Genomic DNA, 13,573 nt, shown 5'->3' with positions numbered 1-13,573 from the left:
CGCGATACCGACGTCCTGCAATGTGAGAAACCTCACGCTCTGTCGCCGCCCGCCTCGCTCCGGTTCGATTTCGACCCTGGTTGACCTTGGTGCGCGCCGGTGGCTCGATGCCGCCGGACCGATCAACGACGAGCGAGGCAACGCGAAGGCATCATGGGAACCGCCGCCGAGATCTACGCGCTGCGCTATGCGACGATGTCGCCGCGCACCCTGCACATGAACTTCCTGCAGCCCGATCCGCACGACACGACCGCGCAGGACCTCGACTATTTCGTCTGGCTGATCCGCCAGCCCGGGCGCGACATCCTGGTCGACACCGGCTTCAATGCCGCGGAGGCGCAGGCGCGCAACCGCAGGCTCACCCGCAATCCTGTCGACGCGCTCGAAGCATTCGGCGTCAACGCTGCCGACATCCGTGACATCATCGTCACGCATCTGCATTACGACCACGCCGGCAATCTCGACCGCTTCCCGAACGCGCGCTTTCATCTGCAGGAGCGCGAGATGGCCTATGCGACCGGACGCTGCATGTGCAACGGCCTGCTGCGCCACCCGTTCTCGGTCGAGCACGTCACCACCATGGTGCGCCATGTCTATGGCGAGCGCGTCAGCTTCCATGCCGGCGACGGCGAGGTCGCCCCGGGGGTCACCGTGCACCGCGTCGGCGGCCATTCCGACGGGCTGCAGGTGGTGCGGGTCGAGACCGCGCGCGGCCCCGTGGTGCTCGCCTCCGACGCCGCGCATTACTACGCCAATCTGCAGCGCCGCAGCCCGTTTCCGATCGTCTACAATGTCGGCGACATGGCGCTGGGCTGGGAGATCATCGAACGCCTCGCCGGCCACCCGGATCGATTCATCCCCGGCCACGACCCGCTGGTCACCGAGCTCTATCCGCGCGTCAACGAGGCCGCCGATGCCTATGCGCTGCATGTCGCACCGTCGCGGTCGTTTGCGAGGTAGGCGATGCAGGATGAGGAGACGTGAGTCGCACACTCGTGGCTCTTGCTCCGTCATTGCGAGGCGCCTTGCGCCGAAGCAATCCAGGCTGCCTCCGCAGAAACATTCTGGATTGCTTCCGCCGTCGCCCAAGGGCTTCGGCGGACAAAGTCGCTTCGCTCGCAATGACGCGGGGCTGATGTCGTGCGCGACGACATCGAGAATCTCCGGCGCACGACTGCGCACATGACACCTCGTTCTCGCGGCGCGTTTCGCGTCCGAGCTGTGCATCGGGACACCCTCTCCAACGAGAGGGCGCAGGGAGAGCCAGGCCCCGGCTGGGGCCTGCGGTCCGCGTGCAGCAAACAAGCACGCGGCAGAACCACAGGTCAGCCGGACGACCCGGCCCTCCCTGCGCGATGGCTTTACGTTTTATACGCAGTCTCCTCGGCGACCGGCTTGTTTGCCACCGTGGCGACAACGCGCGCATGACGCACGTTGCGCGGACCTCAGCGTCGGGAGGCCAGGACCCTGCGACTTCACCGTCCGCGGCGTGGCGTACGTCGGCATGCCCTCGAGCACGCTGCACCCCACCGCGGCCATCGCATCCCACCCCAACGCATCGTGACGTTCGCGAAGGCGCCCCTCTTCAATGAGGCGGGACGGGCGGAAATCTCCACCTGATTTGCCCGACGGTGCAAGTGATTTCTTTTTTGACGAAGATCTGGACAGGCCAAATCAGCTTGAGATGGCTGACCAAATCAGTCCCTGCGCGCAGGAAGACGAGGCGATTCGTAGGGTGGGCAAAGGCGCGCTCACCTGCGCTCTCGGCTGGCAACGCTGTCCGGCGCGCCGTGCCCACCATCGGCATCGTGGATGGGAGCGGTGGGCACGGCGCGCGATGCAACGTGGGCTGGGCTGATAGTATTGCTTGCGCGCCTTTGCCCACCCTACGATTCTTCGCTTCGCTCGCAATGGCGCGGGGCTGGCGCATTCCACGATGATACCGGGATTCCGGGCTCGGTCGCCGTTGGCGACCGCCCCGGAGTGACGAGATTCAGGTTATTAGTCGTCCTGGCGTCAGCCGCGCTTGCGCGGCGCGCGCAGTGTCGGGTCGGGCGCGGGGGCGCGCTGCTTGGTGAAGGCGTCGGAGGCGGTCAGCACGACCAGGAAGGCGAGGCCGGCGGCGGCTTCAAACAGTGCGACCGAGATCAGGAAGGGATAGCCGAAGGTGTAGACCAGTGCGGCGAACAGCACGACCAGGTTGAAGGCGAAGAAGTACTTCGCATCAGCGGGGCCGTGGACAGCCTCCCGCGTCATCCAGCCGATCACGGGGACACGGTAGAAGGTCTGGGCGATGGCTTGCACGATGGGCTCCGCGATTTGCTGCGATGCGGCTAAACAGCGGATCGATCGATCCCCGTCAAGGACGGCGGGTGGTAATCGCCACCAGGGCAAACAAAGCCTTGCGGGCGCCGATCATCGGCGCACGGGAATTTGCGGAGCCACGGCGGGATGTCGGAGCGCGCGCCGTCGCGTGGATGAGCGGAAGCCGAAGCCCGGAGGGCGGAGGCGGACGCCACATCAGACCTTCTCACGAACTGTGGCGATGAGCCCGGATGTCGCTATCGCCTGCGCCCTTGCGGGCGCAGACTGTCGCTCATCCGGACTACGAGGAGGCAGCGCCGCCCCCCTCAATGCAGCTCCACCGTCGCCTTCTTCGCGAGGTGCTCGCCGATGAAGCGGACGTCCCAATTGGTCATGCGCACGCAACCATGCGACTCGGACTTGCCGACCTTGGATGGCTCGGCGGTGCCGTGAATGCCGTAGCCATTGCCGATCGACAGGCCGATCCAATACGAGCCGACCGGACCGTTCGGGCCGGGCTTGATGACGAATGGCGTGCGCGCCTTGACGCCGGGAAAGTCGTAGTCGGGGTTGTAGCGATAGGTCGGATCGGCATCGCGCGAGGTCACCTTGAAGCTGCCCTCGGGCGTCGGCTTCTCGTCACTGCCGACCGTCGCCGGGAAGAACGCCACCAGATGGTTGTCCTTGTCGAAGGCCTGCACCGTGCCCTCGTCCTTGTTGACGGCAAGCCTGGTGATCTGCGCGAGTTTCGGCTTCGGCTGATCCTTCTTGTCCTTGGACTCCCCCTTGGATTTCTCGCTGCGGCCACCCTTGGCAGTCTCGGGCGGCGCGACGACGTTGGCGACGACGATCTCCTCGTCGGCCTTGTCGAAGGCCTTGCCGGGGTTGAGCGCGGCGAGCAGGTCCTCGCTCATGTGGAATTTCTCCGCCAGCGCCTCGCGCGGCGTCGCATAGCCGATCACCGGCAGGTCCTTCATCGCCTCCAGCTTCTTCGGCACCGGATTGAGGAACGGTCCCTTCACGTCCTGCTTCGTGATCTTGTAGGTAACGATCGCCGGCTCCTGGTCCTGCTGGGTCAGCGCCGCCCACAGCTCGGGCGTCAGCTTGGCACCGCTCTTCAGGCCCTTGGCGGCGGCAAAGGCGGCGAGCGCCTTCTGGGCATTGTCGCCGAAGCGGCCGTCGATCTCCCCCGGCGAGACGTGGGCGCGGTCGAGCAGCACCTGGGCGCGGATCGCCACCGGGTCCGTCTTGTCCTCGGCCGGCGGCCGCTTGCGCAGCTCGGCGGTGTTGACCGCCTCCGCCGTGAGCTCGGCAGAGACCGCGGGCGTCATGAGGGCGGCGCAGAGCAGAAGCGGTATCCAGAGCCGAAGCATGATCGTGATCCCAGATGAAAGACGGCCGACGTTCGGCAGCGACAACGTGGCCATGACCGAGAAGTTCGGCGCGGTCGGGGCTGTCGGCTGAACGTCGCGGCACCCTGGCGCGACTACCGGGGGATGCGGGTCGGCTGGCCCGGCGGCTGTGCGTCTGCTATCTCCGGCAACAGCCGTTCGATGAATGGGGTCGAGGACCGGTTTCGCATGGGACATGCCGCAATTGCCACGATGCGCCGGATGCCGATGCTCGCCGTCGCCAGCCTGCTGGCTGTGGTCCAGGCCACGGCCCAAGCCGCGGCGGCTGACGGCGGCGACGCGCCGAAGGGCGCCGCCGTCAACGTGCTCAAGGCCACCAAGGCCTGCTTCGACAACACCGTCGAGGTGTCCGGCATGGTGCTCGCCCGCGACGAGACCGCGGTCAGGCCGGACCGCCCCGGACTGAAGGTCGCCGAGGTGATGGCCGATGCCGGCGACACCGTCACGGCGGGACAGAATCTGGCGCGGCTGACGCCGCCCGAGGGCGGCTCGATCATGATCCAGGCGCCGGTCGCCGGCACCATCATGTCGTCCAGCGCCACCATCGGCGCCTTCGCCTCGGGGCGCGGCGAGGCGCTGTTCTCGATCATCGCCCGCAACGAATATGATCTGGTCGGGCTGGTGCCATCAGCCCAGATCGGCAAGCTTGCGGTCAACCAGCCGGCGCGCATCCGCATCGTCGGCGCCGGCGAGGTCGACGGCAAGATCCGCCGCGTCGGGCCGACCGTCGAGCCGAATAGCCAGCTCGGCCAGGCCTTCATCGCCATCACCGGCACCGGCCGGCTGCTGGTCAATGCGTTCGGCCGCGCGGTGATCAAGATCGGCCAGAGCTGCGGCGTCGCGGTGCCGCTGACCGCCATCCTCTACGATCCCGACGGCACCGTGGTGCAGGTGGTCCGCGCCCAGCGCATCGAGACCAAGCGGGTCGAGATCGGCCTGATGGCCGGCGGCCAGGTCGAGATCAAGGACGGCCTTGCCGAGGGCGACGTCGTCGTCACCCGCGCCGGCGCGCTGCTGCGCGAGGGCGACCCGGTGCGCCCGGTGATGGCGAGCAACTGAGCGAGGTAGCCGAGCAGAGCGGCAGACGCGGTCGCTCCCCTCCCCCTTGCGGGGAGGGGAGCCGACCGTCGGCGTGGCGAGCGTGTCGCTTACAACGCGACTGAGCCTCCACGGAAGAAGTTGGAGGCCGTCGAACTCGGCAGTAAGCGGAGATGTGCTGAACTGTAGTGACAGCCTCAGCTGCCGGCGTTGGCGACGTCGGTGCTCAGGCGGATGTCTTCGACCAGCGACGAGGACATCATCGGCACCTGCTCGCCGTCGGAGCTGCGCACGATCGCGTTGCGGGTCTTGGTGAACACGGCCTCGGCGCTCGCGGTCTTGCCGATCTGGCGCAGCAGCTCCGACACCAGCACGCTGTTGCTCTGGCCGTTCGGATCATCCAGCACCTTGCCCGGCGTCGCCGACGACAGGATCAGCGCGTTGGCGGGAGCGGAGATCGGCGCGAGGCCGTGCGAATAGGCGCGGAAACGGCGTTCATAGGGATTGCGGCGCGAGGCGTCGACGACGAGGAGCTTGGCGCGCGCGCCCTGCTCGCGGACGGCGTCGAGCACCTGCTCGATGCTGGTGCCCTCGCGGCGCACGTCGGCTTCCTTCCAGATCCTGGCGTCGACCGGGATCATGTAGCTCTCGCGTCCGGCCTGGATGGCGTAGCCGCCGAAGAACAGCATCACCACCGAATCCGGCTTGATCCTGGATTTCAGCCGCTCGATCGCGCGGCTCATGTCCTCCCTGGTCGCATCCTCGACGATGTCGACGTCGAAGCCGTCGCGGCGCAGCGCGCCGGTCAGCGCGCGGGCGTCGTTGATCGGCTGGGCCAGCGGCGCATTGGCGTCGGGATAATGCGCATTGCCGATGACGAGGGCGAGGCGCGCGCCATTGCCGAGCGCAGCGCTCTGCTCGGTCGCAGCGGACTTGCCGGCATCGGGCGAACGCTTGTTCAGGGCAGCATGTGCGCCGAGCGCGAGCGACACCGTGCAGAGAAGCGCGGCGGCGATCACGGCCGATCGGCGAGAAAGAGAGGGCTGCCTTGCGGTCATCACGTCAATCCTGGTCCGAGCCGGTCCGGTCATCGCCAAAGGGTCGCACCCTTTGGTCGCGCTGGCGCCTCTGAGGTTTGAGGGGTTGCGAGACGATGTGTCGTCACTTTGCGCGCAAATTGCGGCACCGCAACGAAGAAAGGCTTAACCCGAACCCGCAAGCGAGGCAACATCGGAACACCATTGACATTTCAAGCACTTGAAGAGAAACGCAAATTTAACCATGGCGCGGATCCCGGAACGGCCGCGGCGGGACCGCCCGGACGCCATATTGCCGCCAGATCCACAGCGCGCGCCGTGATCCCGGTCACGTTGTCTTTGGCCGCCGCGCATGCGAGCTTGCGCGATGGATGCGCGTGCGAGCCGTTTGCCGGGCGTCTCGAGCCGTGCATGTCGTCTGTCCCCGCCCCGACAACCCGCGAGTCCGACGTTGAGTTTGCAATATTTCGCCGGAGCCGCCTGTCGCGCGCTCACGGCCCGGAAGGATGGTCCCTCGCTCTACGAGGTCTGCGATCCCATCCTGCGCCAGCCCGGGAGCGGCGACCCGCATCTGTCGAAATTCTATCGGACCGCGCTCGGCAACCCCGCGCTGCGCGCGCTGCTGCGCCGCGCCGGATTGCCGGAGCTGAACGATCCGGCTCGCCTCAATGCGCTGCGCCAGGCGCTGGTTCTCGCCCGCGACAATCCGACGCCGGACTGGGAGGAGGTCGGCCGCCCGATCGCTGATCTGGTCGACAGCGTCGCGCTGCATCACCCAGCGCCGCCGCGCCGGACCGAGGCGGTGGCGATGCCCGGCGCTGATGAGATCGACCGCGTGATCCGCGCCTGCGGCGCCGACCTGCTGGGGTCGTTCAGCCGCAACGGCTTCATCCCGACCTATGCGGCGTTCAACCTGATCGGCGACCCCGACATCAAGGGCCGCGAGGTCACGATGGCCCTGCAAGGCCTCGATGCCCGCGGCTACAAGAACTCGACCCTGATGTTCAACCTCGCGCGCGTCTTCATCGCGCGCTCGCCGGCGGCGGCCGTGATCAATCCGCCGTGGCGCGGCATCGCCGAGCCGATGTGGGAGCCGGTGCAGATCCGCCACCGCTCGGCCTATTACGACGCGTTCTTCACCGAGGCGCTGCTGAGCTATGTCGAGACCGGCCTCGCTTCGTCCGCGCAGGCCAGCGCGGCGCGCAGCGCGGTCGCTGACATGGTCGACTTCTGCCTGACCATCAGCCGCGAGGAGGTGCGGGGCGCCGACGGCAAGACCTACAACGTCGTCACGGCGCTGGCGCCGCCGCCGCATCCGCGCTTCTCGCGCTTCTTCACCCAGATCAAGCAGGACCTCGGCTTCGGCGTCTACGTGCCCGATTGCGACACCACGGCGTGCTCGTTCTCGGCCGCGACGCAGGCCGGCTCGAACGATCCGATCCTCGATCAGCCGCTGGTCGATTTCTATGCCGGCTATCAGGTGCGGGCCGGCGGCAACGAGCCGCGGGTGACGGTGCCGATCAACGACAACATCGACTATGACGGCGGCATCGCGACCTGGATCGACAGCATGGCCGGCGAGCGGCCCTACGGCAACGATCTCGATCCGACCCTGAATCTCGACGTGCTCGAGGTGTCGTTCCGCAACCTCGCACGCTGGCAGATCCTGGAAACGCAGCATCGCCTGGACGTCATCCGGCGGATCATCGGCTTCCAGCAGCGGCTGGTGCTGAGCGGCGCCTTCGCCGATCCGCGCTCGCACATCTATTATCTGCCGGAGCTGTATTGCGCCTATTTCGGACGCTGCTACCACGCCTTCATGGCGCTGCCGCCGGCGGCACGGCAGGCGATCGATCCGGACGGCGCCTTCGAGCTGATCCGCTTGCGCGTGCTCGGCTATGTCGAGGACGAGCTGGTCGGCCGCGAGATGAACCCGTTCGACGCGGCGCTGGCGCTGATCGCGCTTGGCCATCTCGGCGGCAATGCCGCGAGCTTCGCGCCGGCGGTGCATTGCATCGTCGCATCGTTCGGCGAAGGCGGCCGGCGGCATCCGTACCGCGCCTATGAGTGGAACAAGATGAAGACCCCGACCCGCATCCTGGTCGGCGGCCCCGAAGTCACATCAGCCTTCGTGCTGATGGGCCTGGCGCTGGCCCGGCGGGCCGTGGTGCGGTGAGGGAGCCGACGGCGGTCTGCTCCCCTCCCCCTTGCGGGGAGGGGTTGGGGGTGGGGGTCCACGAGTCACGCTCCAAGTGATGACAGGAGGTGCCGCTGAGGACGTCAGCGTTTCGCTCCGCTTCGCAAGGACCGTAGCCGAAGGTCTCGGCGAAAGGCTTGGCGTGATCTCGCACAACAGCTGAGTTCAGCACTCGCGGACCCCCACCCCCGACCCCTCCCCGCAAGGGGGAGGGGAGCGCGCTGCCGTTGTGGCGATAGCTCGAATTCAACTCTCAGCCACCATCGCGCGAAGTTGAGTGGCTCAGGCAATGACGGGGCTGGAACGGCGGGCGGATCCGCCGCACAATTGCTGGGCACCATCCCAAGCTTCCATCCCCAAGGACGTCCCGCGCCGTTCATGCCGATGAAATCAGCCCTCCTCGCGCTATTCCTGCTGCTGCCCTCGATCGCGTCCGCCGCCGACATCACCGGCATTCCCAAGATCCGCGAGGCCGACAGCGTCGTGATCGGGACCACGCGCATCCGGCTCGGCGGCATCGATGCGCCGTCGGTCGATCAGCTGTGCCTCAACCCCCATGGCGAGCGCTGGACCTGCGGGGTTGCGGCGCGCGACGAACTGATCAAGCATGCCGACGGCAAGAGCTGGGTGTGCCATCCACGCACCATCGACCGCCGCGGCCGCCAAGTGGCGCGCTGCGACGTCGATGGCGAGGATATCCAGAAATGGCTGGTGCGCAGCGGCTGGGCGCTGGCCTATCGCACCATCTCGCACGACTACGAGCCCGACGAGGCCGAGGCGCGCGCCGCCAAGGCCGGGATGTGGCAGGGCGCGTTCATCGCGCCATGGGACTGGCGCGTGCGCAACAAGAAGACGACGATCCTCGGCGCCGCCAAGCCGCCGGAGAATGCCAGCACCATCCTGCTCGCCTCGGCTTCGGGACCGGTGGCGCCCTCGCCCGACTGCACCATCAAGGGCAACGTCAACAGCGCCGGCGAATGCATCTATCACACGCCGCAGAGCCGTTGGTACGCGCAGGTCAAGATGCACGTCGCCAAGGGCACACGCTGGTTCTGCTCGGTCGACGAGGCCGAGGCCGCCGGCTGCCGCGAGACAAGGCGCTAGCCGGGACGCTCGGCCAGATAGGGCATGCCAGCCCCCCGGCTTCTCCGGCTTTTCTTATGCGGCGGCGCCACGTAAAACCGACCTACGAAAGGCCCCGACCGGGTTTGAGGGCCGCGTCAACCCATCAAGGACAATCGCAAATGACCGTTCGCGCGGGCCGGGAGTTTCTGGCCATCCCGGGACCGACCACGATGCCCGACGAGGTGCTGCAGGCGATGCACCGCCCGGCGCTCGACATCTATTCGAAGCAGATGGTCGAGCTGACCGACGGCCTCATGACCGACCTCGGCCGTCTGTTCGCCACCAAGGGCAAGACCTACATTTACATCGCCAACGGCCATGGCGCCTGGGAGGCGGTGCTCTCCAACGTGCTGTCGCGCGGCGACAAGGTGCTGGTGCTGGAGAGCGGGCGCTTCGCGATCGGCTGGGGCAATGCGGCCAAGGCGATGGGCGCCGAAGTCGAGGTGCTCCGCGGCGACTGGCGCCGCGCGGTGCGTCCCGCCGAAGTCGAGGCGCGGCTGCGCGCCGACAAGGAGCACACCATCAAGGCCATCGTGGTGGCGCAGATCGATACCGCCTCCGGCGTCGTCAACGACGTCGAGGCGATCGGCCGCGCGGTCAAGGCCTCCGGCCATCCGGCGCTGTATATGGTCGACACCGTGGCCTCGCTCGGCTGCATGCCGTTCGAGATGGACGCGTGGCACATCGACGTCGCGATGTCCGGCTCGCAGAAGGGCCTGATGACGCCGCCTGGCTTAGGCTTCGTCGCCGCCAACGCCCGCGCGCTGGAGGTGCACAAGCGCGCCAACATGCGCACGCCCTATTGGGACTGGAGCGAGCGCGAGGGCGCCGAGCATTATCGCAAATATGGCGGCACCGCGCCGGTGCATCTGTTGTTCGCGCTGCGCCAGGCGATGGACATGCTGTTCGCCGAAGGCCTGCCGCATGCATTCCGCCGCCATGCTTTGCTCGGCGAGGCCGTGCGCCGCGCGGTGGCGAAGTGGAGCGAGGGCCAGGTGATCGGCTTCAACATCGCAGACGCCGCGGAGCGCTCCAACACGGTGACCACCGTGCTGGTCGGCGGCGGCTATGATCCCGCCGTGCTGCAGACCTATTGCAAGGAGCAATGCGGCGTCGTGCTCGGCACCGGCATCGGCGATCTCAGCGGCCAGGCGTTCCGCATCGCCCATATGGGCCATGTCAACGCGCCGATGGTGCTGGGCACGCTCGGAGTGATCGAGATGGCGCTGGTGGCGCTGAAGATTCCGCACGGCCGCGGCGGCCTCGATGCCGCGATCCAATGGCTCGGCGAGAGCGTGACCCCGTAAAGGACGACATGACCGACAGCAGCAACCAGGCGCCGGTGGCGCCGCGCCGCCCGCATTCCTTCACCCGTCACGGCATCACCGTGAGCGACGACTATGCGTGGCTGAAGGATGCGCGCTGGCAGGAGGTGCTGCACGATCCCGCGCTGCTCGACGCCGACATCAGGGCGTATCTCGAGGCCGAGAACGCCTATGCCGAGGGCGTGCTCGGCCACACCGCGCCGCTGCAGAAGACGATCGTCGCGGAGATGCGCGGCCGCATCAAGGAGGACGATTCCTCGGTGCCGTCGCCGGACGGCGCTTACGCCTATTTCCGCAAATATCGCGAAGGCGGCCAGCACGAACTGTTCTGCCGCACGCCGCGCAACGGCGGGGCGGAGACGATCGGGCTCGACGGCGATGCGCTCGCCAGGGGCCACGACTACTTCAAGTTCGGCGGCAGCCGCCATTCGCATGATCACAGGCTCGTCGCCTGGAGCGCCGATACCAAGGGCTCGGAATACTTCACCATCCGCGTCCGCGACTGGGATGGCGGCCATGACCTCGACGACATCGTCGAGGAGACCGATGGCGGCGTGGTGTGGTCGCGCGACTGCACGAGCTTTTTCTACGTCAAGCTCGATGACAACCACCGTCCGATGCAGGTGTGGCGACACAAGCTCGGCACCAAGCAGTCTGACGACGTGCTGGTGTATGAGGAGCAGGACGCCGGCTGGTTCACCCATGTGCACGAGTCGACCTCCGGCCGGTTCTGCGTCATCGCCGGCGGCGATCACGAGACCTCCGAGCAGAGCCTGATCGATCTCGACCACCCCGAGGCACCGCCGCGGCTGGTGGCCGCGCGCGAAAACGGCGTGCAATATTCGATCGCCGACCGCGGCGAGGAGCTGTTCATCCTCACCAATGCCGACGGCGCCATCGACTTCAAGATCGTCACCGCGCCGCTGGCCGATCCTGCGCGCGCCAATTGGCGCGACCTCATTCCGCATCGCGCCGGGATCTATGTGCTCGACCATGATCTCTATGCTGGCCATCTGGTGCGGCTGGAGCGCGCCAATGCGCTGCCGTCGATCGTGATCCGCGATCTGAAATCCGGCGATGAGCACGCGATCGCGTTCGACGAGGGCGCCTATTCGCTGGACGCAATGGGCTCCTACGAATTCGACACAACCAATCTGCGCTTTGCCTATTCGTCGATGACGACGCCGTCGGAAGTCTATGACTACGACATGGTGACGCGGGCAAAGCGCCTGCGCAAGCGCCAGGAGATTCCGTCGGGTCACAATCCGGCCGACTACGTCACGACGCGCATCATGGCCAAGGCCGATGATGGCGCCGAGGTGCCGGTGTCGCTGCTGCACCGGCGCGACTTCAAAGCCGACGGCACGGCGCCGCTGCTGCTCTACGGCTACGGCTCCTACGGCATGGCGATGCCGGCGTCGTTCTCGGCCAACCGGCTGTCGCTGGTCGACCGCGGCTTCGTCTACGCCATCGCGCACATTCGCGGCGGCACGGACAAGGGCTGGGGCTGGTACCTCGACGGCAAGCGCGAGAAGAAGACCAACAGCTTCGACGATTTCGCAGCCAGCGCACGGGCGCTGATCGCGGCGAACTACACCAGCGCCAAGCGCATCGTCGGCCATGGCGGCAGTGCCGGCGGCATGCTGATGGGCGCGGTCGCCAATCGCTCGGGCGAATTGTTCGCCGGCATCGTTGCGGAAGTGCCGTTCGTCGACGTGCTGAATACGATGCTCGACGACACCCTGCCGCTGACGCCGCCGGAATGGCCCGAATGGGGCAACCCGATCGAGAGCGAGAAGGATTTTCGCACCATCCTGTCCTACTCGCCCTACGACAACGTCGCGGCCAAGGAGTATCCGGCGATCCTGGCGATGGCCGGACTGACCGACCCGCGCGTCACCTATTGGGAGCCGGCCAAGTGGGTCGCACGGTTGCGCGCGACGATGACGTCAGGCGGCCCGGTCATCCTGCGCACCAACATGGGCGCCGGCCACGGCGGCGCCTCCGGCCGCTTCAACCGGCTCGACGAGGTCGCGATCGTCTATGCGTTCGCGCTGTGGGCCGTGGGATTGGCGGATCGGACGGCGTGAGCGGCTGAGGCCAGTTCACCAGCTGAATGTTTGGCAAGATCGCGCCTCATCAACGGTGTCGTCCCTGCGAACGCAGGGACCCATAACCACCGTTGGTTAGTGTTGAGCGCGCTGGAGCTGCGTTCTTTGCCATAACGACGCCCTGTGGTTATGGGTCCCGGCTCAAGGCCGGGACGACAGCGGAAATTGGAGCGGCTACCTGTTATTCTTCGCGCGCCACGCCGCAAAGTCCTGCGGCGTCTGCGGATCGGTCGGCGGATAGAGGCCGAGGATCGAGCGTCCCTGGGCGACCTGCTCGGCGACGAAGTCTTCGAACGCGGTCATCTCGAAGGTCTCATCCGCGATCTCGTCGGCGAGATGGGCGGGGATGACGATGACGCCGTCGGAATCGCCGAGGATCACGTCGCCCGGAAACACCGGCGCATCGCCGCAGGCGATCGGGCCGTTGATCTCGATCGCATGATGCAAGGTGAGATTGGTCGGCGCGCTCGGGCGCTGGTGGAAGGCTGGAATGCCGAGCTTGGCAATGTCGGCGGCGTCGCGGAAGCCGCCGTCGGTGACGACACCGGCGACACCGCGCTGCTGCAGGCGGCTGACCAGGATCGCGCCGGCCGAGGCGGCGCGCGGGTCCTTGCGGCTGTCCATCACCAGCACCGCGCCGGGCGGGCAGTCTTCCACAGCCTTGCGCTGCGGATGGCCGCGGTCGCGAAACACCTCGATCGTGTTGAGATCCTCGCGCGCCGGAATGTAGCGCAGCGTGAACGCCTCGCCGACCATGGTCGGGGCGTCCGGATTGAGCGCATGAACGTTCTGGATGCACTGGACGCGCAGGCCGCGCTTGAACAGCGCGGTGGCGACGGTCGCGGTCGAGACGGTCTTGAGCTTGTTTCGGGTGGCGGTGCTGAGTTTGGTCATGTCTTGGTCTTGCTCGCTGCGCTCCCCTCCCCCTTGCGGGGAGGGGTTGGGGGTGGGGGTCCACATCAGCGGTGTCGCTCGGGGCGGGGGGGGGGGGGGGGGGGGGGGGGGGGGGGGCGGGCCCCGGGCC

At 67.2% G+C, this 13,573-nt stretch carries 10 protein-coding genes; 6 read left to right on the top strand and 4 right to left on the bottom strand.

What is annotated here, in order from left to right; genetic code table 11:
- The first annotated feature begins 153 nt into the window (after window positions 1-153).
- Window positions 154-960, top strand: coding sequence for an N-acyl homoserine lactonase family protein (locus QQL87_RS32620; protein ID WP_284422391.1), 807 nt, complete (start codon window positions 154-156; stop codon window positions 958-960).
- A gap of 1,056 nt (window positions 961-2,016) precedes the next feature.
- On the opposite strand, the gene QQL87_RS32615 is transcribed toward QQL87_RS32620, so the two are convergent.
- Window positions 2,017-2,304, bottom strand: a complete 288-nt coding sequence (locus QQL87_RS32615; protein WP_284422390.1) for a hypothetical protein — start codon at window positions 2,302-2,304, stop codon at window positions 2,017-2,019.
- 326 nt (window positions 2,305-2,630) lie between these two features.
- On the bottom strand, window positions 2,631-3,677 hold the full coding sequence (locus QQL87_RS32610) for a L,D-transpeptidase (protein ID WP_284422389.1): 1,047 nt from the start codon (window positions 3,675-3,677) through the stop codon (window positions 2,631-2,633).
- Between the two features lie 207 nt (window positions 3,678-3,884).
- On the opposite strand from QQL87_RS32610, the gene QQL87_RS32605 reads away from it, so the two are divergent.
- Window positions 3,885-4,775, top strand: coding sequence for an efflux RND transporter periplasmic adaptor subunit (locus tag QQL87_RS32605; protein ID WP_284422388.1), 891 nt, complete (start codon window positions 3,885-3,887; stop codon window positions 4,773-4,775).
- A gap of 176 nt (window positions 4,776-4,951) precedes the next feature.
- Here QQL87_RS32605 and QQL87_RS32600 read toward each other — a convergent pair whose 3' ends face one another.
- Window positions 4,952-5,812 carry a caspase family protein gene (locus QQL87_RS32600; RefSeq protein ID WP_284422386.1) on the bottom strand — a complete coding sequence of 287 codons (861 nt, stop codon included), beginning with the start codon at window positions 5,810-5,812 and terminating at the stop codon, window positions 4,952-4,954.
- 430 nt (window positions 5,813-6,242) lie between these two features.
- On the opposite strand from QQL87_RS32600, the gene QQL87_RS32595 reads away from it, so the two are divergent.
- The 4 genes from QQL87_RS32595 to QQL87_RS32580 all read left to right on the top strand — a co-directional run bounded on the left by QQL87_RS32595 (window position 6,243) and on the right by QQL87_RS32580 (window position 12,528).
- Window positions 6,243-7,967: a hypothetical protein gene (locus tag QQL87_RS32595; RefSeq protein ID WP_284422385.1), complete on the top strand. Its 1,725-nt coding sequence runs from the start codon at window positions 6,243-6,245 to the stop codon at window positions 7,965-7,967.
- A gap of 399 nt (window positions 7,968-8,366) precedes the next feature.
- Window positions 8,367-9,092, top strand: a complete 726-nt coding sequence (locus tag QQL87_RS32590) for a thermonuclease family protein (protein WP_284422384.1) — start codon at window positions 8,367-8,369, stop codon at window positions 9,090-9,092.
- A 140-nt stretch (window positions 9,093-9,232) separates the two neighbouring features.
- A complete protein-coding gene (locus QQL87_RS32585; protein WP_284422382.1) occupies window positions 9,233-10,420 on the top strand; it encodes a pyridoxal-phosphate-dependent aminotransferase family protein in 1,188 nt (395 codons plus the stop codon).
- Window positions 10,421-10,428: 8 nt separating this feature from the next.
- A complete protein-coding gene (locus QQL87_RS32580) occupies window positions 10,429-12,528 on the top strand; it encodes a S9 family peptidase (protein WP_284422381.1) in 2,100 nt (699 codons plus the stop codon).
- A 195-nt stretch (window positions 12,529-12,723) separates the two neighbouring features.
- Here the strand turns inward: QQL87_RS32580 and QQL87_RS32575 are convergent, their stop codons facing one another.
- Window positions 12,724-13,443 (bottom strand): ribonuclease activity regulator RraA, encoded by a 720-nt coding sequence (locus QQL87_RS32575; RefSeq protein WP_284422379.1) that lies wholly within the window; start codon window positions 13,441-13,443, stop codon window positions 12,724-12,726.
- Window positions 13,444-13,573: the final 130 nt, after the last annotated feature.

It is taken from the genome of Bradyrhizobium sp. SSBR45G, assembly GCF_030159255.1.
In the GTDB taxonomy this organism is placed as follows: domain Bacteria; phylum Pseudomonadota; class Alphaproteobacteria; order Rhizobiales; family Xanthobacteraceae; genus Bradyrhizobium.
The sequence above is the reverse complement of the archived record's forward strand: the minus strand, read 5'-3'. Positions and strand labels throughout refer to the sequence as shown.